General features: G+C 71.3%; 20 protein-coding genes. 8 read left to right on the top strand and 12 right to left on the bottom strand.

Annotation, left to right across the window (positions count from 1 at the left end; all coding sequences use genetic code 11):
- Positions 1 to 22 precede the first annotated feature (22 nt).
- From OIE47_RS17180 to OIE47_RS17170, 3 genes are read right to left on the bottom strand one after another with little or no spacing between them, the layout of a single operon-like run.
- The gene (locus OIE47_RS17180; RefSeq protein ID WP_326562483.1) at positions 23 to 868 is read right to left on the bottom strand and encodes an ABC transporter ATP-binding protein; all 846 of its coding nucleotides are present in this window, start codon (positions 866 to 868) and stop codon (positions 23 to 25) included.
- The gene (locus OIE47_RS17175; RefSeq protein ID WP_326562482.1) at positions 865 to 1,959 is read right to left on the bottom strand and encodes a FecCD family ABC transporter permease; all 1,095 of its coding nucleotides are present in this window, start codon (positions 1,957 to 1,959) and stop codon (positions 865 to 867) included. Before OIE47_RS17175 ends, OIE47_RS17180 begins: the two co-directional genes overlap by 4 nt.
- Positions 1,956 to 3,029, bottom strand: coding sequence for an iron chelate uptake ABC transporter family permease subunit (locus OIE47_RS17170; RefSeq protein ID WP_326562481.1), 1,074 nt, complete (start codon positions 3,027 to 3,029; stop codon positions 1,956 to 1,958). Before OIE47_RS17170 ends, OIE47_RS17175 begins: the two co-directional genes overlap by 4 nt.
- A gap of 175 nt (positions 3,030 to 3,204) precedes the next feature.
- On the opposite strand from OIE47_RS17170, the gene OIE47_RS17165 reads away from it, so the two are divergent.
- Positions 3,205 to 3,465 carry a hypothetical protein gene (locus OIE47_RS17165; RefSeq protein ID WP_326562480.1) on the top strand — a complete coding sequence of 87 codons (261 nt, stop codon included), beginning with the start codon at positions 3,205 to 3,207 and terminating at the stop codon, positions 3,463 to 3,465.
- Positions 3,466 to 3,569: 104 nt separating this feature from the next.
- Entirely contained in the window at positions 3,570 to 6,359 is a 2,790-nt protein-coding gene (locus OIE47_RS17160) for an AfsR/SARP family transcriptional regulator (RefSeq protein WP_326562479.1), read from the top strand.
- Positions 6,360 to 6,590: 231 nt separating this feature from the next.
- Here the strand turns inward: OIE47_RS17160 and metG are convergent, their stop codons facing one another.
- Positions 6,591 to 8,393 carry a methionine--tRNA ligase gene (gene metG, locus OIE47_RS17155; RefSeq protein WP_326562478.1) on the bottom strand — a complete coding sequence of 601 codons (1,803 nt, stop codon included), beginning with the start codon at positions 8,391 to 8,393 and terminating at the stop codon, positions 6,591 to 6,593.
- Positions 8,394 to 8,662: 269 nt separating this feature from the next.
- Here metG and OIE47_RS17150 point away from each other — a divergent pair, with 269 nt between their 5' ends.
- The gene (locus tag OIE47_RS17150; RefSeq protein WP_326562477.1) at positions 8,663 to 9,934 is read left to right on the top strand and encodes a hypothetical protein; all 1,272 of its coding nucleotides are present in this window, start codon (positions 8,663 to 8,665) and stop codon (positions 9,932 to 9,934) included.
- A gap of 87 nt (positions 9,935 to 10,021) precedes the next feature.
- Here the strand turns inward: OIE47_RS17150 and rsmI are convergent, their stop codons facing one another.
- Entirely contained in the window at positions 10,022 to 10,867 is an 846-nt protein-coding gene (rsmI, locus tag OIE47_RS17145; protein WP_326563137.1) for a 16S rRNA (cytidine(1402)-2'-O)-methyltransferase, read from the bottom strand.
- Positions 10,868 to 10,967: 100 nt separating this feature from the next.
- Between rsmI and OIE47_RS17140 the strand changes: the two genes are divergently transcribed.
- Positions 10,968 to 12,782, top strand: coding sequence for a dolichyl-phosphate-mannose--protein mannosyltransferase (locus OIE47_RS17140; RefSeq protein WP_326562476.1), 1,815 nt, complete (start codon positions 10,968 to 10,970; stop codon positions 12,780 to 12,782).
- A 94-nt stretch (positions 12,783 to 12,876) separates the two neighbouring features.
- Here OIE47_RS17140 and OIE47_RS17135 read toward each other — a convergent pair whose 3' ends face one another.
- Positions 12,877 to 14,130: a serine hydrolase domain-containing protein gene (locus tag OIE47_RS17135; RefSeq protein WP_442792114.1), complete on the bottom strand. Its 1,254-nt coding sequence runs from the start codon at positions 14,128 to 14,130 to the stop codon at positions 12,877 to 12,879.
- Between the two features lie 131 nt (positions 14,131 to 14,261).
- Positions 14,262 to 15,473: a DUF418 domain-containing protein gene (locus OIE47_RS17130; RefSeq protein WP_326562475.1), complete on the bottom strand. Its 1,212-nt coding sequence runs from the start codon at positions 15,471 to 15,473 to the stop codon at positions 14,262 to 14,264.
- 161 nt (positions 15,474 to 15,634) lie between these two features.
- Between OIE47_RS17130 and OIE47_RS17125 the strand changes: the two genes are divergently transcribed.
- Positions 15,635 to 16,342 carry a TetR/AcrR family transcriptional regulator gene (locus OIE47_RS17125; RefSeq protein WP_326562474.1) on the top strand — a complete coding sequence of 236 codons (708 nt, stop codon included), beginning with the start codon at positions 15,635 to 15,637 and terminating at the stop codon, positions 16,340 to 16,342.
- 83 nt (positions 16,343 to 16,425) lie between these two features.
- On the opposite strand, the gene OIE47_RS17120 is transcribed toward OIE47_RS17125, so the two are convergent.
- Positions 16,426 to 17,445, bottom strand: a complete 1,020-nt coding sequence (locus OIE47_RS17120) for an NADPH:quinone reductase (RefSeq protein ID WP_326562473.1) — start codon at positions 17,443 to 17,445, stop codon at positions 16,426 to 16,428.
- 65 nt (positions 17,446 to 17,510) lie between these two features.
- Positions 17,511 to 17,993, bottom strand: a complete 483-nt coding sequence (locus OIE47_RS17115) for a hypothetical protein (RefSeq protein ID WP_326562472.1) — start codon at positions 17,991 to 17,993, stop codon at positions 17,511 to 17,513.
- 244 nt (positions 17,994 to 18,237) lie between these two features.
- Here OIE47_RS17115 and OIE47_RS17110 point away from each other — a divergent pair, with 244 nt between their 5' ends.
- The 3 genes from OIE47_RS17110 (at position 18,238) to OIE47_RS17100 (ending at position 21,919) form a co-directional block, all read left to right on the top strand.
- Positions 18,238 to 18,783, top strand: a complete 546-nt coding sequence (locus OIE47_RS17110) for a CGNR zinc finger domain-containing protein (RefSeq protein ID WP_326562471.1) — start codon at positions 18,238 to 18,240, stop codon at positions 18,781 to 18,783.
- 510 nt (positions 18,784 to 19,293) lie between these two features.
- Positions 19,294 to 21,129 (top strand): maltose alpha-D-glucosyltransferase, encoded by a 1,836-nt coding sequence (gene treS, locus OIE47_RS17105; RefSeq protein WP_326562470.1) that lies wholly within the window; start codon positions 19,294 to 19,296, stop codon positions 21,127 to 21,129.
- 133 nt (positions 21,130 to 21,262) lie between these two features.
- Entirely contained in the window at positions 21,263 to 21,919 is a 657-nt protein-coding gene (locus OIE47_RS17100) for an HNH endonuclease family protein (protein ID WP_326562469.1), read from the top strand.
- A 49-nt stretch (positions 21,920 to 21,968) separates the two neighbouring features.
- On the opposite strand, the gene OIE47_RS17095 is transcribed toward OIE47_RS17100, so the two are convergent.
- The 3 genes from OIE47_RS17095 to OIE47_RS17085 are packed head-to-tail and all read right to left on the bottom strand — an operon-like array spanning position 21,969 to position 26,524.
- A complete protein-coding gene (locus OIE47_RS17095) occupies positions 21,969 to 23,150 on the bottom strand; it encodes a low temperature requirement protein A (RefSeq protein ID WP_326562468.1) in 1,182 nt (393 codons plus the stop codon).
- 60 nt (positions 23,151 to 23,210) lie between these two features.
- The gene (locus OIE47_RS17090; protein WP_326562467.1) at positions 23,211 to 24,989 is read right to left on the bottom strand and encodes an NACHT domain-containing protein; all 1,779 of its coding nucleotides are present in this window, start codon (positions 24,987 to 24,989) and stop codon (positions 23,211 to 23,213) included.
- Positions 24,953 to 26,524 (bottom strand): vWA domain-containing protein, encoded by a 1,572-nt coding sequence (locus OIE47_RS17085; protein ID WP_326562466.1) that lies wholly within the window; start codon positions 26,522 to 26,524, stop codon positions 24,953 to 24,955. The genes OIE47_RS17090 and OIE47_RS17085 overlap by 37 nt, the downstream gene beginning before the upstream one ends.
- Positions 26,525 to 26,529 lie beyond the last annotated feature (5 nt).

Raw genomic sequence — 26,529 nt, 5'->3', positions numbered from 1 at the left:
GTTGGTGAGGGGGTTCGAGCGACTACGGCCGTGCGGCTCGGCGCGCTCTGGGGATGATCAGCGGGGTGCCGGACTCGGGGTCGGTGATCACCCGGCACGGCAGGCCGAAGACCTCTTCGACCAGGTCGGCGGTGATGATGTCGGCCGGTGGGCCCTGGGCCACCACCCGCCCGTCGCGCATGGCGATCAGGTGGGTGGCGTACCGGCAGGCGTGGTTGAGGTCGTGCAGGACCGCGACCAGGGTGTGGCCCTGCTCCTCGCGGAGCCGGGCGACCAGGTCGAGGACCTCGATCTGGTGGGCGATGTCGAGGAACGTGGTCGGCTCGTCCAGCAGCAGGATCGGGGTCTGCTGGGCCAGGGCCATGGCCAGCCACACCCGTTGCCGCTGGCCGCCGGAGAGCTCGTCGACGTACCGGCCGGCGAGGTCGGTGACGTTGGTCGCGGCCATCGCGTCCGCGACCGCGCTCTCGTCCGCCGGTGACCACTGGCGCAGCAGCCCCTGGTGCGGGTACCGGCCCCGGGCGACCAGGTCGAGCACGGTGATGCCGTCCGGTGCGACGGTCGTCTGCGGCAGCAGCCCGAGCCGGCGGGCGACCTCCTTGGCCCGCAGTTCGTGGATCGACCGGCCGTCGAGGTGGACGGTGCCCCGGCGGGGGGTCAGCAGCCGGGCGAGCGCCCGCAGCAGGGTGGACTTGCCGCAGCCGTTCGGTCCGACCAGGACGGTGAACGAGTGGTCGGGGATGGCCACGCTCAACGCCTCGGCGACCACCCGCTGGTCGTACGCGAGGGTGGCGTCGGCGCAGCTCAGCCGGGTCGTGCCGGGGGCGGCGCCGGCCGCCGGGTTCAGGGTGTTGGTCGAGCCGGTCATCCGAGTCCCTTCCGCCATTGCCCGGCGAGCAGCCAGGCCAGATAGAGCCCGCCGATGCCGGCGGTCAGCACCCCGACCGGCAGGGTGACGGGGTGGAACAGGCGCTGCGCGGCCAGGTCGCTGGCGACCAGGAGGGCGGCGCCCATGAACGCGGCCGGGAGCACGTTCGGCCCGCCGTCGCGGGTCAGCCGGCGGGCCAACTGCGGGGCGGTGAGGGCGATGAACGCGATCGGTCCGGCCGAGGCGGTCGCGGTGGCGGTCAGGCCGACGCCGACCAGCAGGACCCCGATCCGGGTCAGTTCGACCGGTACGCCGAGCGCCCGCGCCGCCTCGTCGCCGAGTTCGAGCATCCGCAGGCCCCGGCCGAGCATCACGGCCAACGGCAGCAGGACGAGTACGACGACGGCGAGTGGTCGTACCTGTTCCCAGCCCCGACCGTCGAGACTGCCGGTGAGCCAGAGATGGGCCTGGCGGGCGTCGGTCAGCTCGGCGCGGGTGATCAGGTACGAGTTGACGGCGAGCAGCAGCGCGCCGATCGCGATGCCGATCAGGATGAGCCGGAACCCGGGGGTGCCGCGCTTGGCCGCGAGCAGGTAGACGAGCATCGCGGTGGCGATTCCGCCGATCACCGCGCCGAGGGCGACCTGTGCGCCGTCGCCACCGATGAGCAGGATCACCACCAGTGCGCCGGTCGCGGCCCCGGTGTCGAAGCCGACGATGTCGGGGCTGCCGAGGGGGTTGCGCGACATGCTCTGGAACAGCGCCCCGCCGATACCGAGCGCCACCCCGACGAGTACGGCGGTGAGCAGTCGCGGCAGCCGGAGGGTCTGCACGATGAAGTCCTGCGCGGGGGTGCCGTGGCCGAGCAGGGTGCGGACCACGTCGACGGCCGGGATCGGGTAGTCGCCGGTGCCGAGGGTGAACACCGCGACCACGACGACCACCAGGGCCAGCGTGGCGCAGACGAGCACCGAACGGCGGTCGACCCGGAGGGTGATCCGCCCGCCGAGGGCCCGTACCCGCCGGGTCGGCGGCAGTGGGGTGCGCGGCGGGACGGGCACGGTGGCGGGTTCGGGTGGTGCGGCGGTCATGGCTGGGCCACCCGGGTCCGGCGGACGAGCGCGACCAGCACGGGTGCGCCGAGGAAGGCGGTGACGATGCCGACCTCGACCTCGCCGGGCCGGGCGATGACCCGGCCGATGATGTCGGCGCCGAGCAGCAGGATCGGGGCGAGGACCATCGAGTAGGGCAGGATCCAGCGCTGGTCCGGGCCGACCAGGGCCCGCGCGATGTGCGGGATGGTCAGGCCGACGAACGCGACGGGTCCGAGGGCGGCGGTCGCCGCACCGCAGAGCAGGGTCACCGCGACCACCCCGACTGCCCGGGTACGGCCGAGGTGTGCGCCGAGTGCCCGGCCGCTCTCCTCGCCGAGGGCGAGTGCGTTCAGTGGCCGGGCCAGGGCGAGTGCGCACGCCGCGCCGACCAGGAGGAACGGGCCGACCGCGGTGAGTACGGACGCGTCCCGGCCGGCGAGGCTGCCGACGGACCAGAACCGGTATCCGTTGAAGGTCTGCGGGTCGAGCAGGACCAGTCCGGAGATGTACCCGGTGAGGGCGGCGGTGATCGCCGTACCGGCGAGGGTCAGCCGGACGGCGGTGGCGGCGCTGCGCCCACGGGAGCCGAGCAGGTAGACGACGGTGGCGGCGAGGGCGGCGCCGAGCAGGGCGAACCAGACGTACCCCAGGGGGCTGGTGACGCCGAGGACGCCGATCGCGGTGACCACGGCGGCGGCCGCGCCCGCGTTGACGCCGAGCAGTCCGGGGTCGGCGAGCGGGTTGCGGGTGAGCGCCTGCATCAGTGCCCCGGCCAGCCCGAGTGCCGCCCCGACGGCGAGTCCGAGCAGCGTACGGGGGATGCGTAGGCTGCGGACGATCACCCCGTCGTCGGATCCGTCGTAGTGCAGGAGCTGGTGGACGACGGTGTCGAAGGCGATCGGTTTGGCCCCGACGGCGAGGCTCGTCAGTGCCACCAGGACAACAACCGCGAGCGCGACCACCAGCCCGGTCAGGCGCCAGCCGACCGCCGCCCGGCGCAGTGACGGCGACTGCTGCGGTGGCGGCTGGGGCGGTACGGCGATGGGGAGAGCAACCTCGGTTGACACCGGGTTAGGTTAGCCTGACCTAATCTTCGATGCGCAAGCCCCCTTCCGGCGCCGATCCTGTGGCCTGCGTCTCCGTGGCCGTCCCCGGCTGCGTCGGCCCGAACCGACCGTCACGCTCCGGTACGGTCGGCCCCGTCACGTCCAGTGGCGCCCGGCGATGGGGAGGGATGCGGAGATGGCATCGGTGGAAGAGGTCAAGGCCGGCATCGGCCGGTTCACCAACGAGACGACCCAGCAGGCGGCGACCATCCGGTCCATCGCCGATTCGATGGACCGGACCTCCGCGCTGCTGCGCGGCATCACCAGCGGCGCGAACCACGCCCAGGTCGCCGAGGCACTGGTCCGGCTCGAACAGGCCAAGCAGCGCCTGCACGAGGCGGCGACGCTCGCCCAGGGCGCGGTCGAGGCCACCAACAGCTACGTGGCCGGCTTCTAGAGCCCCCGCGTACGCCGGGCGTCGACAGTGGACGATCGGTCTGCAGGGAAGCTTGTAGGATTCTTGAATCGGCTGGTCATGCCGGCTGACACGAATATCGACACATGCCGGGGGGCAGCCAGTTGGCAGTTGAGTTCCGGCTGCTCGGCGACGTTGAGGCCCGTGTCGGTGGCCTCCCGGTCGACCTCGGCCACGCCCGACAGCGGACAGTGCTGGCCGCCCTGCTGATCGAGGCGAACCGGACCGTCCCGGTCGACCAGTTGCTCTACCGGGTGTGGGACGAGCAGTCCCCGCAGCGGGCCAGGTCGGCGCTCTACAGTTACCTGTCCCGGCTGCGCCGGTGCCTGGTCGAGGCCGACGGGGTCACCATCTCCCGCCAGTCCGGCGGATACCTGCTCACGGTCAGCCCGTCCGCTGTGGACCTGCACCACTTCCGGCACCTCATCGGGCAGGCCCGGTCGGCCGGCGACGAGCAGGCGCTGGCGCTGCTGGACGAGGCCCTCGGCCTGTGGCGCGGCGAGGCGTTCGCCGAACTGGACACCCCCTGGCTGAACTCGCTTCGCGAGACCCTGGCCCAGGAGCGGTTCGGCGCCGAACTGGAGCGTGCCGAAGCGGCGCTGCGGCTCGGACAGCACGCCCGCATGCTGCCCGAACTGTCGACCCTCGCCCGCAGCCACCCGCTGGACGAGCGGCTCGCCGGCCAGCTCATGCTCGCGCTGTACCGGTCCGGCCGGCAGGCCGACGCCCTCGCCCACTACCAGCGCACCCGGCAACTCCTCGTAGACGAACTGGGCACCGACCCGGGACCCGCGTTGCAGGCGCGGCAGCGGCAGATCCTGGAGGCGGAGCCGTCGCTCGACCCACCGCCCACCACCATCGAGCCGGCGGCCACCAGGGCACCGGTACCCCGGCAACTACCCGCCCGCCCACCGCTGTTCATCGGGCGGTCCGCCGAACTGGTCGCGCTCACCACCCCGGACGACACCCGGCTCTGGGTCATCTGCGGCACCGGCGGGGTGGGCAAGACCTGGTTGGTGTCGCGCTGGGCGCACGACAACCTCTGGCGCTTCCCGGACGGTCAGCTCTGGGTCAACCTGCGCGGTTTCGAACCGGCGGCAACGGCGGTGCCACCCTCGACGGCGGTCCGCGGCATCCTGGACGCGCTCGGCGTACCGGCGGGTTCGGTGCCGACCGATCTGGACGCGCAGATCGGGCTGTACCGGAGCCTGGTCGCGGAAAAACGGATGCTGATCGTCCTGGACAACGCCCGCGACGCCGAACAGGTCCGTCCACTGTTGCCCGGCGGAGCCGGCTGCCTGGTCCTGGTCACCAGCCGCAACCAGATGTCCGGGCTGGTCGCCACCGAGGCCGCCCGATCCCTGACCCTGGACCTGCTCACCGCCGACGAGTCCCGCGCGCTGCTGGCCGGCCGGCTCGGCATCGAACGGGTGAGCGCCGAACCGGAGGCGGTCGACCGGATCGTCGCCGGCTGCGCCCGGCTGTCCCTGGCGCTCGCCGTGGTCGCCGCGCGGGCCGCGTCCCATCCCGGCTTCCCGCTGGCCGACCTCGCCGCCGAGTTGCACAACCCGGACGGCGCCCTGGACGCCTTCGACAGCGGCGACCCACTGCTCGACGTACGGGCCGCCCTGTCCTGGTCGTACCGGGCGATCAGCCCGCCCGCGGCACGGGTGTTCCGGCTGCTGGGGCTGCATCCGGGCCCGGACATCTCGGTGCCCGCGGTGGCCAGCCTGGCCGGACTGCCGATCAACCGGGTACGCCCGCTGCTGGCCGAACTCTCCCGGGCGCACCTGATCGCCGAGCAGTCACCCGGCCGGTACGCCTGCCACGACCTGCTGCGCGCGTACGCGACCGAACTCGGGCAGGCCGACGATCCGGAGCCGGAGCGGCACCGGGCCCTGCGACGGCTGATCGAGCACTACCTGCACACCGCGTACCGGGCGGCGCAGTTGCTCGACCCGCACCGGGACCCGATCGACCCGGATCCGCCGGGCCGGGACGTCGCGGTCGAGCGCCCGGACGACTACGAGGCGGCGATGGGTTGGCTGACCGCCGAGCACCCGGTGCTGGTGGCGGTCATCGGGCAGGCCGCCGAGCACGGGTTCGACACCCGGGCCTGGCAACTGGCCTGGTCCATGGTCACGTACTTCGACCGGCGCGGGCACTGGCACGACCGGCTCGCCATCCAGCACGCCGCGCTGGCGTCGGCGGCGCGCCTCGGGGACCTGCCGATGCAGGCGATCTCGCACCGGGACCTGGCGCGGGCGTACACCCTGCTCGGCCGCTACCCGGACGCCCATCGGCACCTGCGGGAGGCGTTCGACCTGCTGGGCCTGCTCGGTGACCACGTGGGACAGGCGCACACGCACCTCAACCTGAGCATGGTCTACCAGCAGCAGGGTGAACTCCACGAGGCGATCCGGCACGACCTGCTCTCGCTGGACCTGTACCGGGCCACCGGGCACCAGAGCGGCGAGGCCAACGCGCTGAACAACACCGGGTGGCACTACGCACAGGTCGGGGACTACCCGCAGGCACTGGACTACTGCGAGAAGGCCCTGGTCCTGCACGAGGAGATCGGCAACCGGGTGGGCGAGGCGAACACCTGGGACAGCCTCGGCTTCGTCCACCACCACACCGGCGACTACACCCGGGCCGCCGCGTGTTTCCAGCACGCCATCGACCTGGCCCGGACGCTGGGCACCCGGTACGGCGAGGCCGAGGCACTGCACCATCTCGGCGACACCCGGCTCGCCGGTGGTGACCCGGTCGCGGCCCGAGCCGCCTGGCGGCAGGCCCGGACGATCCTCCTCGACATCGGGCACCCGGAGGCCGAGGACGTCGCCGCCAAACTGGACTCGTCCGAGCCGCTCTGACCAGCGGATTCAAGAATTCCGCGAGGGTTGTGCCAGGTCGGTCGGGCAGGCTGTGAGCAGTCGGCCGGCAAGCCGTCGACAGACCGACCCGTACGCCTCCTCGGGAGGGGGTTCCCGAAGCGCGGGGTCGGCACACGCCGCCGGGTCCGCATCGTCCCGGCACGGGGCTGGACGACGTGGACCCGGCGGTACACGTGCTGTCGTACGGGCAACGGCCGGCGGCCGGGGCGGTCAGTCGCCGAAGCGGGCGAGTTCCTCGTCCACGATCGACGGATCGAGCTTGCGGAACACCGGCTTCGGCGTGGCGAGCGGGCGCCCGGCCTCGATCGGGGTCGACTCCCACCGGGCGCCGACCGTGTAGTCACCGGTCAGCACCGGGTACGACGGCCCGCCGTCAAGGTCGTCCACCTGCACGATCGAGGGCATCGGCGCGTGTACGCCGGTGCCGCCGAGCAGCTCGTGCACCTGCTGCGCGGAGTGCGGCAGGAACGGGGTGAGCAGGGTGTTGGCGTCGCTCACCACCTGGAGGGCGACGTGCAGGATGGTGCCCATCCGGGCTTTCTGGTCCTCGCCCTTGAGCTTCCACGGCGCCTGCTCGGAGAGGTACTTGTTCGCCTCGCCGACCACCCGCATCGCCTCGCCGATCGCCGCCTTCTGCCGGTGCCGCTCGATCAGGTTCCCGACCGTGGTGAAGCCCGTACGCGCGACCGCGAGCATCGCCTCGTCCGCCTCGGTGAGCCCGGCCGGGTCGACCGGCGGGATCGCGCCGAAGTTCTTCGCCGCCATCGAGATCGACCGGTTGACCAGGTTGCCCCAGCCGGCGACCAGCTCGTCGTTGTTGCGCCGGAGGAACTCGGCCCAGGTGAAGTCGGTGTCGTTGCTCTCCGGCCCGGCGACGGCGATGAAGTAGCGCAGCGCGTCGGCGTCGTACCGTTCGAGGAAGTCGCGGACGTAGATGACCACCTGGCGGGACGAGGAGAACTTGCGTCCCTCCATGGTCAGGAACTCGCTGGAGACCACCTCGGTCGGCAGGTTGAGCCGGCCCAGCTCGCCCGGGGTGCCGTCGCGGTCGCCCTCGCCGGAGTAGCCGAGCAGCAGCGCCGGCCAGATCACCGAGTGGAAGACGATGTTGTCCTTGCCCATGAAGTAGTAACCGGTGGCGTCCTTGCCCTCGCCGTCCGCCGCCCACCAGCGCCGCCACGCCTGCGGGTCGCCGGAGCGGCGGGCCCACTCGATCGAGGCGGAGAGGTAACCGATGACCGCGTCGAACCAGACGTAGATCCGCTTGTCGTTGCGGTCGCGCCAGCCGTCGAGCGGAATCGGTACGCCCCACTCCAGGTCCCGGGTGATCGCCCGGGGCTGGAGGTCGCCCAGCAGGTTCTTGGAGAACCGCAGTACGTTCGTCCGCCAGCCCTCGCGGGTGTCGAGCCACCGGGCGAGCGACTCGGCGAAGGCGGGCAGGTCGAGGAAGAAGTGCTCGGTCTCGATGAACTCCGGCGTCTCGCCGTTGATCTTGGAGCGGGGGTTGATCAGGTCGATCGGGTCGAGCTGGTTGCCGCAGTTGTCGCACTGGTCGCCCCGCGCGCTGTCGTACCCGCAGATCGGGCAGGTGCCCTCGATGTAACGGTCGGGCAGGGTACGGCCGGTGGACGGGGAGATGGCCCCCATGGTCACCTTGGGCACGATGTAGCCGTTGCGGTGCAGCCCCTCGAACAGCTCCTGCACCACGGCGTAGTGGTTCCCGGTCGTGGTGCGCGTGAACAGGTCGTAGGAGAGGCCGAGCCCGTGCAGGTCCTCGACGATCACCCGGTTGTACCGGTCGGCCAGCTCACGCGGGCTGACCCCCTCCTTGTCGGCCTGCACCTGGATCGGGGTGCCGTGTTCGTCGGTGCCGGAGACCATGAGCACGTCATGACCCGCCATCCGCATGTACCGGCTGAATACGTCGGAGGGCACTCCGAACCCGGAGACGTGGCCGATGTGGCGCGGGCCGTTGGCGTACGGCCAGGCGACCGCCGCAAGAACGTGACTCATGAACAGCAAGCCTAATGACCGTCACCGACCGACCGCGAACCAATAGGCCCTATCCGGCGCCGAGCGGCCCGCCGGCACCCCGGTGAGCGTTCGGCGCCGGGCCCACCCCGGTGGAGATCCATCGACCGAGCCCACCGGTCCGGGAGGCCGCCGCGGGGTCCGCAAGGCCATCCCATCCGGAAGCCAGTCGGATTTCTGCGCCCGATTTGTCGGCGACACGCGCCCCAAGCTGCCCCTCCGGGGCGAGTGTGCATAGTCCAATACTCTCTGTGACCGGTAGACCAGACGGGCAGCAGCCAGGGGAGACCGACCCGGGCCGGGCCGATGGCGGCGAATCGCCGGCCGCCGGACAGTCCTCCACCCACGGCCCCGCGCCGGCCGACAACGTGCCGCCCCCGGCCGACCGGCCGGATCCGTGGGCCCCGCTACCGGCGGCGTCAGCCACACCCCCACCGCCGACCCGGCCCGTAGCCCCGCCCCCGGCTCCGCCGGCACTCCCGCCCCCGCCGGGGCGACCCCACCCCGGCCCGCCGCAGGCCACCCCACCCGTCCAAGCCCCACCCACCCAGTCGGCGCCCACCCAGTCGGCGCCCACCCAGTCGGCGCCCACCCAGTCGGCGCCCACCCAGTCGGCGCCCACCCAGTCAGCGCCGGAACAGTCGACACCGGACCGAGGGTCGGCGGCGGAGGCGGGTGGCGTACCCGGTGGGGGTGGTTCGCCGTGGCTCGCCGCACCGGTGTCCGCCGGAATCGAGCCGACCACCGGCGCGCCCCGCAACACCGTGCCGCAGCGAGTGCCCCGGATCGCCGACACGGGGCCACGTACGGTGCCTTCGGTGGACGGTACGCAGACCTCCACGAGGGTCGGCGCGGTGCCCACGCCCGCACCCCCCGCCGAGGACGAGGACGACTTCTGGCTCCCGATCGAACAGGTCAACTGGGACGGCACCCCGGCCCGTCCCGACCCGGACGAACGGCCGCGCCGGCTCTGGTCGTTCCCGACCCGGCGTACGTCGGCGGAGCGGGCGGCCCAACCGCCGAAACCACCGCGCCGGCCGGCTTCCGGACTGGCCGGGCTGGTCCTGCTGGCGTTGCTCTCCAGCTTCTTCGCCTGGGTGAGCGTGGAGCCGCTCTGGCTCGCGTTCGGCCACGGCGACCTGGGTACGGCCACGGTGATCGACTGCACCGGGCAGGGCATCGGTCAGCGCTGCCGGGGTGAGTTCATCTCCGCGGACGGCGGGTTCAGCGCCGAGGACATCCGGCTGGCCGGGGTACCCGCCGAGGACAAGCTCGAAGGCTGGCAGCTCACCGCGCGCATGATCAGCGGCGACAGCGGCACCGCGTACGTCGGCACCGGCACCGGGTCGTTGCACCTGCGCTGGGGGCTCGGGCTGACGCTGGTGCTGCTCTGCGGCGGCGGCATCGTCTGGGCCACCGGCGCGGACCGGCTGCCGAACCGGGCGGCGCGGCGGGGCGCCGTACTGGTCGGGTTCGCCGGCCCGCTGGCGATCACCGCCGGCTTCCTGGCCGCCTCCTTCTGAGCCGTGCACGTCCCGAGCCATGGACGTGCCGAACCGTGCAGGTGCCGAGCCGTGGACGTGCCGAGCCGGGCGCGGAGTCGTCTGTCGTCAGTCTGTGGTGTGGACGACCGCGTACACCTCGCGGCGGCGCAGGCCGTACCCGGTGGCCACCTCGGTGATGGCGTCGCGACGGGAGACGCCGGCGGCCTCGCGGTCGGCGACCGCCGCGCGGAGGTCGGCGTCGCTGGGGCGGATCGCGGGCGTCGCGCTGGCCCCCGCGACCACGAGGGTGATCTCGCCGCGCGGGTCGCCCTCGGTGGCCCAGGTGGCCAGTTCGCCGAGGGTCCGGCGCAACACCTCCTCGTACGTCTTCGTCAGCTCGCGGCAGACGGCGGCCGGACGGTCGGCGCCGAAGGTGGCGGCGAGATCGGTCAGGGTGCCGGCGACCCGGTGCGGTGCCTCGAAGAAGACCAGGGTCCGTTCCTCCGCGGCCAGTGCCCGCAGCCGGGTACGGCGGGCGCCGCCGGTGCGGGGCAGGAAACCCTCGAAGCAGAACCGGTCGACGGGGAGCCCGGACAGGGCGAGCGCGGTGGTGACGGCGCTCGGGCCGGGGGCGGCGGTCACCGGCGCACCGGCGTCGACCACGGCTCTGACCAGGCGGTATCCGGGATCGGAGACGCTCGGCATGCCGCCGTCGGTGACCAGGGCGACCAGTTCGCCGGCGAGTACGGCCTCGACCAGGGCGGGCGTACGGCGTTCCTCGTTGCCCTCGAAGTAGGAGATGATCCGACCCTTGATGGTGACGTCGAGGTCCCGGGCGAGCCGGGCGAGTCGACGGGTGTCCTCGGCGGCGACCACGTCCGCCGCGCCGAGCATCTCCCGGAGTCGGGTGGAGGCGTCGGCGGGGTTCCCGAGCGGCGCACCGAGTACGACAAGTCGCCCGCTACCCGACATATCTCCCACCAGAAACTTCCCCTCATCGATACACGTGAAAATGTCGGGGCGGCGTAGGACTCCGTCTCCCGCTCCCGCAGCCTACGATCGCGGGGTGACCATGGCGTCGACAGCGCAGACCCAAAGCCGCGACAGCGACCGCGATCACTCGGGCGGTACGGCGAGCGAACCACCGGAAGGCCCTCCGGCCAGCTCAACAGCGGCCGAACCGGAGGCATCCGGTGGTCGTGGCCTGCCCACGATCCTGCGGCGCCGACTGGTCCCGCTCGACACCCGGCTGGAGCCGTACTCCTGGCTCGCCACCCTGGTGGTGGTGGCCATCGCCGCCGTGGTGCGGCTCGTCGGGCTGAGCCACCCCAAGGGCAAGATCTTCGACGAGCTCTACTATGCCAAGGACGCCTGGGGCCTGGTCAGCAAGGGCGTCGAGTGGAACTACAAGGACAACGTCCCGTCGTACGTCGTCCATCCCCCGCTCGGCAAGTGGCTGATCGGCATCGGTGAGTGGGCCTTCGGCTACTCCGACGCCGACGGCAACGTCGTCTCCGCCGGTCACATCATGACCACCTCCCCCGAGTTCGGCTGGCGCTTCTCGGCGGCGATCATCGGCACCCTGACGGTCCTGATCCTGGTCCGGACCGCCCGTCGCCTGTTCGGGTCGACCGTGCTCGGCTGCGCCGCCGGCCTGCTGCTCGCCCTGGACGGCTTCCACGTGGTGCTGTCCCGTACCGCACTGCTCGACGTCTTCCTGCTCTTTTTCATCTTCGCCGCGTTCGCCGCCCTGGTCGTCGACCGGGACCACCGGCGCCGCCGCTGGCTGACCGCGATGGAAGCGGGTCTCGACCCGAGCGTCCCCGGTCGCGCCGGCAGGCTGCCGCTCCGGTTCCCGGACAGTGTCCCGTGGTGGCGACTGCTCGCCGCCGTCCTGCTCGGGTGCGCCCTCGGCGTCAAGTGGAGCGCGCTGTACTTCGTACCGGCGTTCGCCCTGCTGGTCATCTTCTGGGAGGTCGGCGCCCGCCGCTCGGCCGGCGTACGACGCCCGTGGCGGGACGCCCTGCTCGGCGAGATCGGCTGGCTGGCCCTGGCCGGTGTGCTGATCGTGGCGACGTACATCGCCACCTGGTCGGGCTGGTTCGCCACCGACCACGGCTACTTCCGGCACTGGCTGGCCGACTCCGGCAGGACCGAACTGCCGGTCATCGGGGCCCTGCAGAACCTGTGGCACTACCACACCGAGGCGTACAAGTTCCACACCACACTGGTCACCCCGCACGTCTACCAGTCGTGGCCGTGGCAGTGGCTGCTGCTCGGCCGCCCGGTCGCGTTCTACTGGTCCTCCGACGGCGGCTGCGGCGCGTCGAGCTGTGCCGCCGAGATCCTGCTGCTCGGCACCCCGATCCTCTGGTGGTCGTTCCTGCCCGCGCTGGCCGCGACCGCCTGGCTCGGCATCGCCCGCCGGGACTGGCGGGCCGGGGCGATCCTGCTCTGCGTGGCCGCCGGTCTGCTGCCCTGGTTCTGGTACGCCTTCGACGGCCGCACCATGTTCTCCTTCTACACCGCTCCGGCGCTGCCGTTCCTGATCCTCGCGGTCACCTACGTACTCGGCGCGCTCATCGGCCCGGCGAAGTCTCCGGCGCCGGCAGCAGCGGCGGCGGTCCGCGCACCGGTGCCGGTGGGCGGCCCCGAACGAGCGACCATCGAACTGTCCGAGGAAACCCTGCCCGCCGAGCTGTCCAACCACCCCGCCGGGTCCGATTCCGGTGGCCTGGACCGGCGTACGGTCGGCGTCATCATCGCCGGCGCCTACGTCCTGCTCGTGGCGATCTGCTTCGCCTACTTCTACCCCGTCTTCGTCGGCCAGCTCCTCCCCTACGCCGAATGGTCCGCCCGCATGTGGCTAGGCAGCCGCTGGATCTAACCCCACCCGATCACCTCGTTGATCATGAAGTTAGCGCACCGAAATCGCGAAAATTCTGCGCTAACTTCATGATCAACGAGGTGATGTCCGGGCGTTAGGGGCAGAGGGCGGTGGTTAGGGCTGCTTCTACGTGGGTGGCGGCTTCCGGGGTTCTGGGGAGGGCGGTTACGGCGATGGTGGCGGAGCGGCCGTCGCTGGTGATCGCGTTGCGGGTCTCGTAGCCGGGTGCGTCGCCGCCGTGCGCCCAGGCGAAGCCGCCGCAGCTCAGCTTGAACGTGGCGAGCCCGAGCCCGTACCTCGTGTCGCCGACCGTGTCGGCGTTCGGTGCCTCCACGGTGGTCTGCATCTGCCGGAGCTGTTCGGGCTTGAGCAGCTTGCCGCCGACGAGCGCGGCGAGGAACCGGTTGAGGTCGCTCGGGGTGCCGACCATCGCCCCGGCCGCCCAGCCCATCGACGGCTCCGACTCGGTAACGTCGCGCAACGGCGCGTCGGGGGTGAGGGCCAGGTACCCGTTCGGGTGCCGCTCGCGGATGGTCTGCTCGCCGAGCGCCGGCCAGTACGTGTGCCGCAGCCCGATCCGGTCGATGATCCGCTTGGTGATCTCCTCACCGATCGGCCGCCCGGTGACCTTCTGCACCAGCAGGCCGGCGACGATGTAGTTCGTGTTGCTGTACGCCCAGCCGCTCCCGGGGGCGAACAGGGCAGGGTGGCGCAGCGCCACGTCGAGCACCTCGTACGGCTCGAAGTAGGTGTGCTGGACGGAGAAGTAGTCCGGCACCAGGTCCTCGTCGTAGTCCGGCAGCCCGCTGGTGTGCTGGAGGAGTTGGCGGACGCTGATGTTCCGGCCGTCGATGCCGTCGCCGCGCAGCAGGTTCGGCAGGTACGTCTCGATCGGCGCGTCGAGGTCGACCGTGCCCTCGCCGACGAGCTGGAGGACAACGGTGGCCGTGAACATCTTGGTGTTGCTGGCGATCCGGACCTGACCGTCGACCGGGACCTTCGCCTTTGTCCTCAGGTCGGCCACCCCGGCGGTGTAGTTGCGCACGCGCCCGTCGCGGTCGCGTACCGAGGCGAGGGCGGCGGGGAACAGGTCGTCCCGGACCAGGCCGTCCAGGCTCTGCTGCAGGGCACGATCGCCACCGGCGGCGGTTCCGGCGTTCGCGATCGGTGCGACCGCCGGTCCACCGGCGAGCAGGCCGCAGAGGGTCACTCCCGCCACGGCCATCACCCAGCGTCGTGGGCGGGGCAACGCATCCGTACGCGGTGAATCGTTTTCTGGGTTGGACACCTGAACCACTTCCCTGCTGGATCGTCTTGGTCTTGCGGGCCCTTCGAGCCTGTCGGACATCGACCGTGGTTTCGATCCAGCGCACTGCCGGTTGCGTGGTACAGCCAGCTACCCGGTGGTGGTTGCGATCGGCCGTGCCGCGCGACCGACCCGCCGGGCCGGAGTACGCCCAGCGGGTCGGTCGGTACGGCCTACGGGCGCAACTCCGGCTCGCGGACCGGTGCCGTCTCGGGAGCGTCCTCGTGGCGCCGGGATGGCGCGACGAATGCCGGGCGGCGGGCGTTGGTGAACCAGCGCAGCGCCCACTCGACTGGCCCGTAACGGAACCGGCCCAGCCACAGCGCGCTCAGTACGAGCTGGGCCGTGAACACGGCCGCCACGAAGGCGAACAGGGCCAGGGGCGAGAACGCACCCGCGTAGCCGAGCCCGATGCCGCTGAAGACGAGCAGGCAGGCCGCGGACTGGGACAGGTAGTTGGTGAGGGCCATCCGACCGGCCGGAGCGAGCGCTGCCCGTACCGCCGTGGTGCGCGGGTTGTGCATGATCCGCAGGAGGGTGGCCACGTACGCGGCGGTCAGCACCGGTGCCGTCGCCACGCTTGCGGCGACCCCGAGGCTGTTGCCGTTACCGCCGCTGGCGGTGTAGATGATCGACCCGATCAGCCCGACCGGGAAGCCGATCCACTGGATCCGGCGCAGGACCGGCTCACTGCCGGTGACCCGTGCCAGCCACTGGCGGCGGCCGGCGACCATGCCGAGCAGGAACAGGCCGAGCGCGGTCGGGCCCTGCAGGCTCACCGCCTGGATGACGAGCAGGGGCAGGCCGTCGAGGTGTTCCCCGATGTTCGAACCCCACCCGCCGAGCAGGGCCTGGGTCGCGTGCTCGGCGTTGGCCAGCGCCTCGGCCTCCCCCGGCAGGAACGCGGACCGGTCCACGAACAGGGCGCTCGCGACCAGGCTGAACAGCACCAGGGCGTAGAGGCCGACCGCGATTCGGATCGCGGTCCGGTCCCGTACGTTGCGCAGCAGCAGGAGGAACAGACACGCCACCGCGTACGTGGTGAGCACGTCGCCGCCGTTGAGGAAGACGGTGTGAAGGGCGCCGAGGACGAAGAGCCCGAGGATCCGGCGGAGCATCCGCCCGGAGAAGGCGGCACCGGCTCTGCTCGCCGACTCCATCTGGAGGGTGAAGCTGTATCCGAAGAGGAACGAGAAGAGCACGTAGAACTTCATGTCGATGAAGACGGACGACAGTGCGCGGACGACGTTGTCCAGCCCGGAGTCGAAGTCGGGGTCGGTCACCAGGTTCCCCGGATAGCCGGAGGCCATGAAGGTGACGTTGACGGCGAAGATCCCCAGGAGCGCGAAGCCCCGGACCGCATCGACGTCGAGAACTCTTTTCACAGGACTGTGCGTACTCAAGCTGACCCTCCCCGTAATCTGCGTATGCGATACACCGTACGTCGTACAGAGTACGGGGATCTAGGGTATGGGCAAGACCCACGCAGGGACGAGGAGAGGGCGCGACAGTGGCGCAACGGGCGCTTCCACCGGTGGTGGCGCGGATGTGGGGTCGCGAGACCACATCCCGGCACGGGCCCCGACCGAGCCTTGACCTGGGCCGGATCGTCGAAGCCGCGATCGGGATCGCCGACAGCGAAGGGCTGGAGGGGGTACGGATGAGCAGCGTCGCCAACCGAGTCGGAATGGCGACGATGTCCCTCTACCGGTACGTCGGCAGCAAGGACGAGCTGCTGACCGTGATGGTCGACGCGGCCATTCCCGAGCCGCCCCCGGTGGACGGGCGGCCGTGGCGCGGGTACCTCACCGCCTGGACCCGGGCCAACCGCGACATGCTGCTCGAACGGCCCTGGCTGCTGGGGGTCACCAACCGCACCCCGCCCGCCGGGCCCCGGATGCTGCGCTGGCTCGACCGCGCACTCGCCGCGCTCGACGGCACCGGACTCAGCTTCGCCGAGCGGATCAACATCGCGACGGCCCTCACCGGGTACGCCTCCAGCCAGGCGAACCTCACCTACGGCATGATCAGCGCGGCCGAGGCCGCTGCCGGGGACGGATCCATCGGTGGGTTGGCCGACTACGGCGACATCCTCGGCCAGGTCCTCGATCCGGCGGAGTACCCGGACCTGACCGCCGCCGTACGGGCGAACGCCTTCGGCGTCAACGAGGAGTGGGTCGACGACGCCGACTTCACCTTCGGGCTCGACCTGCTCCTCGACGGCATCGAGGCCCTGATCGCCCGCCGCCGCTAGGCAGCGTCGACTCGCCCGCCGCCGGTAGGCAGGGTCGACTCGCCCGCCACCGCAGGCAGGGGCCGATCAGGGCCTTGCCGGACTCAGGCGACGTCGATGAGGACCTTGCCGACCGCGCCGGACTCGACCGCGGCGTGGGCGTCCGCCGTACGGTCGAGCGAAAAGCGGTGCAGCGGTAGACCCGCCGCCTCGCCGACCTGCAACGCCCCGGCCGCGACGGCGGCGGCGACGTCCTCGACGGCGTTTCGCTTCGCCGCCTCGGGCACCGTGTAGACCAGCACGAACCGGTAGCCGATGTTCTTGAGCATCAGCCGGAGTGCCGGTAGCCGTACGTCCGCCGGTTCGTCGGTGGCGTAGACCGCGATCGTGCCGGCGAAGACGGTGACGTCGTGGTTGAGGGCGGCGTTGGCGCTCGGGGCGACCTCCACCACGATGTCGACCCCGTCGGGTGCGAACTCGCGGATCTCCTCGGCGGGAGCGCCCGTACGGTAGTTGATCACAAGGTCGGCGCCGGCCGCCCCGGCCAGCTTGGCCTTCTCCGGTCCGCTGACCGTGGTGATCACGGTCGCGCCCGCCCACTTGGCGAGTTGGATCGCCGCGTTGCCGACCGCCCCGGCACCACCGGCGACGAGCACGACCCGGCCGGCGAGCGTACCGGGAGCCAGCCGCTGCGGGCCGTTGTCGCCGACGGTGAGGCAGCGGTGCGCGGTCAACGCCGGGATGCCGAGGCTGGCCCCGAGGTCGAAGGAGGCGTCGTCGGGCAGGGCGACCGCCTGGCGCTCGGGCAGCGTGACGTACTCCTGGGCGGTGCCGTCGGCCCGCCGCCAGGACGCCTCCCACACCCACACCCGCTCACCCACCCGGTCGGGCGAGACTCCCTCGCCGACCGCGTCGATGATGCCGGCCCCGTCCTGGTTGGGGACGATCTCCGGGTACTCCAGCGGGCGTCCCGGGCCGCCGCGCCGGGCCTTCCAGTCGGTCGGGTTGACCCCCGACACCTTGACCCGGACCCGTACCTCACCGGGAGCGGGGTCGGGGACGGACCGCTCGGTCGGGTGCAGCACGTCCGGCGCACCGGTTTGCGTGTAGATGATCGCCTTCATAGGTCGAGACTATGGAGAGCGATCAGCCGTTTCCCCACCGCCGACCGGTGACTGCCCTCACAGCGTCAGGTGTTCAGGGCCGCGACGAGGCCGTCCGGGTCGTCGACCGTGACGGTGAGGCCGGGGTGCCGCAGCCAGCGGCCGGGGGCCATGCCGGGGACCGGTTCGCGGAACCGGATGCAGACACCCGCGGCGGTCGTGGTGCCGAAGCTCAGACCCCGGTCGACCATCGACACGTGCGGACCCAGGATCCGCCACCACTTGTACGGACCGGCACGCTCGGCCCCGACGATGTTCGACCGGGGAGTACGCAGCCGCCATGGGCCGTACCGGACGACCAGTGTGTCGTCGACGGTGACCCAGGCGGTGTCCGGGCGGATACCGACGAGCGACAGCGGCACCCGGAAGGACTGCGCGAACGCGAAGCCGAACCGTCGCGGCGCCGGCCCGGTCATCGGGAGCCGACCCTGGCCGTACCGGGCTCGGCGGGAGTGGGCGCCGCCCGTGGTCCGGAGGGCGCGGGACAGTTCGACCGTTCGGTTAGCCACACGAGGCCGGTCTACCCGACCACCGCCGATCGACACGCCGGACCGGGAACGGATAACTCGAACACCGCCGGGTCCGATCCGGCCGGATAGGGCCACTCCGACACGATTACGTTGAGTAGTCGCCATAGCCCGCAATGGCAGGACTGGTACGTGACCACACCCTCGCTCGTACGGTGACGGGAACGGGTACGCCAGCGGTGATCGTCTTCGGTGTTCACGTACCCGAGCCTGATGTAATGCCATTGTGCATCTCAACCCTTACGGGCAGGACGCGGTACGCCTCGCCGTCGACCTGGCCAACAACCGCCCGACGTCAACCGTCGACCTGGTACGGCGCTGCCGCGCCGCCGGCCTGGTGATCGACATGGCGGTCGACGACCGGGACCTCGCGGCGGCGTCGGAGTTGCTCGACCGGTGGTGCGCGATCGTGGACGCGCCGGACGAGGTGCGCCGGGCCGGGCTCGTCAACGCACTGCTGGCGGCGGCGTCGGCGTACCCCCGGCTCTCCGACCACGAGGGCACCGGTTGGCATCTGCACTACCGCGACGACGGGGTGCCGTTGGCAACCGTGCTGCGGGCCCTGGTCGGGGTCGGCACCGCGCTGCACCTCGCCGGCCGGGGCATGGGCAGGCTCGGTCGCTGTGCCCGCACCGGTTGCACCACCATCTACGCCGACACCTCTCGCAACGGCCGTCAGCGCTACTGCTCCCCCGCCTGCGCGAACCGCGACGCCGTCCGCCGCCACCGGGCCAACCACCCGCCCCGCCGCCCCGACGACGCGTCGGTCTAGGGCGGAAAGTGCTTGGTTGGGCTTCACTCGCGTGAGCCCCGGATCCGGGGTGGGGGCCGGGAAATAGGTGCGCGCCCCGATCGCCTGCCACGGGGGAAGCGGGCGATTGGGGCGCGCACGATGAGCTTAACCATGCCTGTTCACCGAACACAACGGGTGATGTTCAGTCAGATTTCCGACCGCCGCCCGTGCGCACAGAAGGTACAAATAGGTCTAACGCCCATACAATGGCACGACACGGCTCACCTCCGGGACGCGTCGCAGCGCCCGTTCAGCGCGCGTACGCGCTGGTGGGAGGGGGTGTGGGGCGATCACCGCCCGGGCCCGCCTCGATCGTCGGATTCGCTACTGAAACATCGGCGTTACCGCTGATCGTCAGCCCCGGTTGAAGCGGATGAACGGGCGGTGAACCCGCCGTCACCGATGCCGGCGATTCCTTCCCGCGTGACCCGCGGGTGCGCCGACTGTCGAACCTGCGGGCCCTCCATCTTGGAACCCCGGAGGAGAACCATGTCCGATCTAGCTGAGCGCGTCAACGCGCTGACGATCCCGTCCACGGACCAGGATCTGGGGCTGCTGTCCAGGCAGATGCCCGTACTACCGACGCCGGCCACCAACCGGCGGCAGGCTCGTGAAATGCCGGTCGAACCGCGGTGGTACCAGCGGGCGATCTTCTACGAGATGTTCGTCCAGGCGTGTTTCGACGCCAGCGGGGACGGCTTCGGGGACCTGCCCGGCCTGACCACCAAGCTGGACTACCTGAAGTGGCTCGGCGTCGACTGCCTCTGGCTGCCACCGTTCTACGACTCCCCCCGCCGCGACGGCGGGTACGACATCCGCGACTACCTGAGCGTCGCCCCCGAGTTCGGGACCATCGACGATTTCGTGACGCTGATCGACGAGGCGCACAGCCGGGGCATCCGGGTGATCACCGACCTGGTGCTGAACCACACCTCCGACACGCACGAGTGGTTCCAGCAGTCCCGGCAGGATCCGACCGGCCCGTACGGGGACTTCTACGTCTGGCGGGACACCGACACCGAGTACGCGCAGGTCCCGATCGTCTTCTGCGACAGCGAGCCGTCGAACTGGACCTACGATCCGGTCCGGCAGCAGTTCTACTGGCACCGCTTCTTCGCCCACCAACCGGACCTGAACTACGACAACCCGGTGGTACGCGAGACCATGCTCGACGTGGTGCGCTACTGGCTGGGGCTCGGCATCGACGGGTTCCGGCTGGACGCGGTCACCTACCTCTACGAGCGGGAGGGGACCGACTGCGCCAACCTGCCGGAGACGCACGCGTACCTGAAACGGCTGCGCAAGACCGTGGACGAGGAGTTCCCCGGCCGGGTCCTGTTGGCCGAAGCGAACCTCTGGCCCGCCGACCTGGTCGACTACTTCGGTGATCCGGAGGCCGGCGGCGACGAGTGCCACATGGCGTTCCACTTCCCGGTGATGCCCCGGATCTTCATGGCGGTACGCCGCGAGTCCCGTTTTCCGATCTCGGAGATCATCGCCCAGACCCCGCAGATCCCGCAGGGCTGCCAGTGGGGCACCTTCCTGCGCAACCATGACGAGCTGACCCTGGAGATGGTCACCGACGAGGAACGCGACTACCTCTACGACGAGTACGCCAAGGACCCCCGGATGCGGGTGAACCTGGGCATCCGCCGCCGGCTGGCTCCCTTGGTCAACAACGACCGGAACCAGATCGAGCTGTTCACCTCGCTCCTGCTCTCGCTGCCCGGCTCGCCGGTGCTCTACTACGGCGACGAGATCGGCATGGGCGACAACGTGTGGCTGGGCGACCGCAACGGGGTCCGTACCCCGATGCAGTGGTCGCCGGACCGCAACGGCGGCTTCTCCAACGCCGACCCCGGCGCGCTGTTCCTGCCGGTCAACCAGGGCCCGGTGTACGGGTACCAGGCGGTCAACGTGGAGCGTCAGCTCGAACAGCCGGCGTCGCTGTTGCAGTGGACCCGGCAGATGATCGCCGTACGCAAGCAGCATCCCGCGCTCGCCCTGGGCTCCTTCCGTGACCTCGGTGGCAAGAACTCCACCGTGCTCGCCTTCCTGCGCGAGTACGACGGGCCGGACGGGCACGAGGTGGTGCTCTGCGTACACAACCTGTCCCGCCATCCGCAGCCGGCGCAGTTGCCGCTGGGCAGCCGGTTCATCGGTCACCTGCCGGTGGAGTTGACCGGGCAGACGACGTTCCCGCTGATCAGCAGCCGGCCGTACCAGCTCACCCTGCCGGGTTACGGCTCGTTCTGGTTCCAGCTCACCAGCAAGACCCCGAAGCCGCGTACGTCGCCGACGGATTCGCTGGTCGCGACCGGCTGACCGGGTCGGCGGGACCGAGGACGGAAACAGGGTGGAAATTTAACCATCGTTCATGGTGGGTGGGTCCAAACGAAATCCAGCTACGTCTATATAGGGGTCAGGCAGATCAACTGCCCCCACAGATGGAGCCGTGATGACCCGTACCCCCCTGCGCTGGGCCACCACCCTGCTGGCCACCGCCACCCTCGCCGTCCTCGGTCTCGCCAACCCGGCCCAGGCCGCGACCGTCTCCCAGCCGCTGCGCACGATGGTCGCGAACCTGCCGGTCGCCTCCGAGATCCGGACCGGCTACAACCGCGACCTCTTCCCGCACTGGGTCGACGCCGACGGCGACGGCTGCAACACCCGTTACGAGGTCCTGATCGCCGAGGCCACCACCAACCCGTCGGTCGGCTCGGGCTGCTCCCTCACCGGCGGCCGGTGGTTCTCGTACTACGACGGGGCCTACTGGACCAACCCGTCCGACCTGGACATCGACCACATGGTGGCGCTGGCCGAGGCGTGGGACTCCGGCGCCCGCTCCTGGACCACCTCCCGGCGCCAGTCGTACGCCAACGACATGGGCGACGTACGGGCGCTGGTCGCGGTGACGGACAACGTGAACCAGTCCAAGGGTGACCAGGACCCGGCGAGTTGGGTGCCGACCCGCGAGCTCTGCCGCTACATCGGCGAGTGGGTGGCGGTGAAGACCCGCTGGCGGCTCACCGTCGACACCGCCGAGAAGAACGCCCTCACCAGCCGGGCCGCCTCCTGCTCCAACATCACCCTCACCGTCACCCACGCCTTCTGACCGTCCCGTACGGGAGCCGGTGGATCGCGCCGGCCCCCGTACGCAAGGGTCAGTTCGCCCGCGCCGGCACCCTGGGCGGATGACGTCGGTGATGAAGGGTGTCGAGCCCGGCAACCACGGCAAGGACGAGCGTCGCGGCCGCGGAGGCGATCTCCGGCGGCATGAAGACCACGACGGGCGAGATGCCGGCGAGGACGACGATGCCGATCACTCGCGGTCGGGTCACCCGACCGAAGACGAGGTGTTCGAAACCCGAGCGTCCGGCCAGGAACAGAGCGGGCCCCCCGGTGATGCCCGCTATCCAGGCCGGCGGTGCCTGGCTGGTCGGGTGTTCGATGATGAGCGTGAAGCCGACGGCGGTCAGGATGACCCCGGCCACCATGACCATGTGCAGGTACGACGCCTGTTGACTGAGGCGGTGCGGATGGGGGGAGGCGGCGATGGCCGGTCCCAACTGGGCGCCGGCGCGGTAGATGTAGAGCCGCCAGATCAGCGCCGTGCTCGCGAACGACAGCACCAGGACGGTGGTCCGGTCGAACGTGAATCCCGCGAAGTCGCCATCGGAGAAGGTCAGTCCCATGGTCAGGACGATCTCGCCGAGCGCGACGATGAACACCTGCCGGTACCGCTCGGCAAGGTGGGTTTCCGCGATCGCCAGTTCCCAGCCGGGCGCACGGCCGAGCCCCGGGGTCGGCCACCGGAACGCCGCCGACACGTAGTCCACACCCAACGCGACCAACCACAGCACCCCCCGGGTCCAACCGTGGGTGAACCCGCCCGTGATCCAGAAGATGGCGGACAGCGCGGCCCAGAAGGCCGCCCGTAGGGCCCTCTCCGGAAGTTTGGTGCCCCGCGCGGTGATCACGATGAAGATTCCCCGGCCGAAACTGATCGCGAGGTACACCAGGGAGAAGAAGATTCCGTGCCCGGCAAGCCCGTCGGGCACCACGATCGCCATCAGCAGGATGCCCAGCATCACCAGGATGACGTAGAGCTGGACGGACGGGTGCTGCGGATCGAACTGGTCGGTCAGCCACGCCGTACCCACCCAGATCCACCAGAGGGCGAGGAACAGCACGAGCGCCTCGAAGGCGCTCCACCAGGTGAGGTTGTCGATCAGTAGGTGGGTGACTTGGATGAGCGCGAAGACGTAGACCAGGTCGAAGAACAGCTCCAGGAACGCCGGCTGCTTCGGATCCTCCGGCTTGCGCACAGGTCCGGCACTGGCCATCGGTCCATTGTCGCTTTTGTCCTCTCTGTCCGGTGGCAAAAACGCCGTCCCGAGGACGCCTCAATCCGGCGCGGGGCGGTGCAGGGCCGGCACGGCAGCGAAGGTGGTGGCTGCCGAGCGCACCTGACGTGGCCAACGCGGATCGGCGGAGATCCCGAACACCGCCCGCCGGATCACCGGCGCCACGGCGAGTTCGGCCAGCACCGCCAGGCAGTCGGCGGCCAACGGGCGCTCACCGGCCTGCCAGTGCCGCAACAACTCGGCCAGGACCTTGTCCCGTACCCCGTCCGACATCGGGATCCCGGCGCCGAGCAGATGCCCGGAGGCGAGCACCTGCGCACCGGTTCCGGCGGCCAACCGGGTCAGCGTCGACTCGGTCGCCCGACCCGCCCGCGCCAGCGCGTACACCGCCGTCCCACGGGTCGACGGGTCGGCCATCAGCGCCAACCACTCCGGCTCCTGCCAGGACCGGGCCACCGGCCCCGCCGCCAGGTACTCCGCCACCGCCCGGGTCAGCGGGTCGGCGTCGGCGCCACGCGGGACGTACAACCCGGTGGCGACGAGCAGGGCACGGACCCGACCGGGCCAGTCCCGCAGCAGCCCACCGGGCGGGACCGGGGCGTACTCGTTGGTCCAGCCGACCGCCGCCGAAACCGCGGCACGGTCGCGCAGCCAGCCCGCCGCGGCAGCCTCGCACAGGCCCTCGACCTGCTCGTCCAGCCAGGCGGCGACCGCCGTACCCGAACCGCCCCGGCGGCCCAGCGCGGCGCCGGTCTCCTCGACCGCGGCGGCACCGCTCTCGACCAGGTGCGGGACGAACCGGTCCAGCAGCTCCGCCGGCCCCGGCGGCAACACCCCCGACCGGCCCTCCCAGCTCAACGCCGCGAGCGTGACCAGCAACGGGTTGCCGGTCAGCTCGGCCAGGTCGACCCGGTCCAGCTCCACCCGGAACCGGTCCCGGTCGCGATCGGCCCGCTCCGGGTCGGCCACCCGGTCCCGGAACCAGCGCTCGGCGAACACCGACAGGTCGGCCGGGTCGAACGGCAGCAGGCGATGCTCGGCGAAGTACGTCCGCAGCGCGGTTGTCTCCTCCGCCGCCAGCGGGCGGGTGGTGAGCAGCAGCCGGTACGGGTGGTCCACCCGGGCCGCCCACTCCCGCAACTGCCCCAGGACCCGTGACCGGACGTTCGGATCGGTGATCCGGTCCACCCCGTCGACCAGCACCAGCCACCGCCCGGACCGCCCCGGTGGTTGCCCCGTCAACACGGTCGGCAGCCCGAACCGGTACGCCTCGGCCAGCGCCTCCGGCAACGACCGGTCGACCAGGGCGGTCGCCGACAGCGCCAACCCGACCTGCTCCGGCGCCCCGGCCCGACCTCGACCGGTCCCGGTGCCGGTGAAACCGCGCGCCAGTTCCCGCACCGCGTGCCCGACGAAGGTGGTCTTGCCGCTGCCCGCCGGTCCGACCAGCAACAGGTGCGGGTCGGTACGGAGCAGCCGGTCGGCCTCGAACGCCGGGACCGGCCCGATCGGACCGGCACCCGGCGCGACCCGTTGCCGTACGTAGATCGCGGAGAGCGAGGAGACCGAACCGTCGAGGAACTGGTACGCGTGCGCCGGTACCGCGTCGCGCTGGGCGGCCACCAGTGCGCGTACCGATTCCGTGGTCACCGCGGTCCGGCCCGGCCGGCGGCGCTGCCAGGCGGCACTGCCCCCGATCATCGCCAGTACGGCGATCGTGCTGACCACGATCGACGAGATGTTGTCGAACCGCTCCAGCCACTCGAAGAGGTCGAAGGCCATCAGCCGGTCCGGCTCGCGTGGAAGTCGTACCGGCACCGCTCGCAGAACCGCCCCCGGCGGCGGGTCCGGCACTCCGGGCACTCGTCCGGCAGCGGGGCGACCTCCACCTCCGGCGAGCGTGGACCCGGCACCCCACCGAGCGGTACGGGACCGGACGCGCCGTTGTCGCGCCCGTCGTTCGGGCCGCTGAGACCGGTCGGACCGGCGGTGTCCCAGGAACGGGTGTGGTGGCCGGTGACGGTCGGCACCTGCCAGTGGCCGGGGTCGACGTCCGGCCGGAGCCGCACCCGTCCCGACGCGGCGTCCTCGATCTTCACCACCCGGTCGAAGACGGCCAGCTTGTCGTGCGCACCGGCGGCGTGCGCCAACGCCACCGCCCGCCCCATCAACGCCTCGGCGTCGGCGAGCCGGCGCTCGTCGAACGCCTCCCAGGCGGCCCGGATCGCCGCCGCCAGCTCCTGCTGCCGGGTGTAGTGGGCCACCGTCGGGTTGATCCCCGTGTAGCGGGCGATGTCCTCCGTCCACTCCACCGCCACCGCCGTCTGCCCGACCTCCGCGATCCCGACCCCGGCCGGCCGGTCCTGGTCGGGCAGCACGTCGGCCGGCTCGGCCACGCCCGGCACCAGCAGGCTCAGCCAGGCCACCCGGCGGGTCTCGTTGGCCGCCATCGGCTGCACCGCCAGCCCGATGTGGTAATCCCGGTGCCCCTCGCCCCACGACCCGATCGGATAGTCGGTGGTCTGGCCGTCGACCGGTTGGGCCAGCTCGGCGAGGTCGGCGATGGTCGGGTACACCTGCTTGACGAACCGGACCCCGGCCAGCGCCGACGTCCGTACGCGCAACCGGACGTCCGCCGTCCGCTGACCCAGGGCGCCCGCGATGAGCTGGGTGAACTCGGCGGAGAGACGGTCCAGGTCCTCCACCGGCACCACCGGGTTCGCGCCGAGCGCGTCGGCGATCCGAATCAGCTCGGTGCCCCGCCAGGCGTGCACCCCCGGCCGCTCGGCGATCGCCCGGCAGTCCACCGTGTAGTGACCGGCGCACTCGCCCAGGATCGCGTCCAACTCGGTGACGGGTTCGCTCTCGTTACGCCCGTCGGTGAGCATGATCGCGTGCCGTACGCTGCCCGGCGCCTCGTCGAAGATTCGGGCCGCCAACCGGAGCCACCTGCTCATCGCCGTACCGCCACCGGCACCGGTACGGCGCAGCGCCTCCTTGGCGGCGGTCCGGGTGGTGTCCCCGGCAACCATCAACCGGGCCGTCCCCGGATAGATCATCTCCGCGGTGTGGGTCCCCGCCACCACGGCGAACCGGACCCCGTCCGGCAGCGCGTCGATGGCCGCGATCGCCGCCCGACGAGCCTGGATCAGCTTGCTCGTCGGTGACCCCATCGAACCCGAACAGTCCAGCAGGATCACCTCGGCGAGGTGCGGCGCCACCAGTCCGGACCCACCGTCCCCGGCCGCCGCGCCGGTCGAGCGGACGGTGGCGACCACGTCCACCAGGGTCCCCTCGGTCGGCAGGTACATCTCGTAGTGGGTGCTGATGTCGAAGCTCGGGCCAGCGCTCACCGGCG

The sequence above is a fragment of the Micromonospora sp. NBC_01796 genome (assembly GCF_035917455.1).
Taxonomy (GTDB): Bacteria; Actinomycetota; Actinomycetes; order Mycobacteriales; family Micromonosporaceae; genus Micromonospora_G.
Note: the sequence above shows the minus strand (reverse complement) of the source record. Positions and strands in the feature narration are given on the sequence as shown.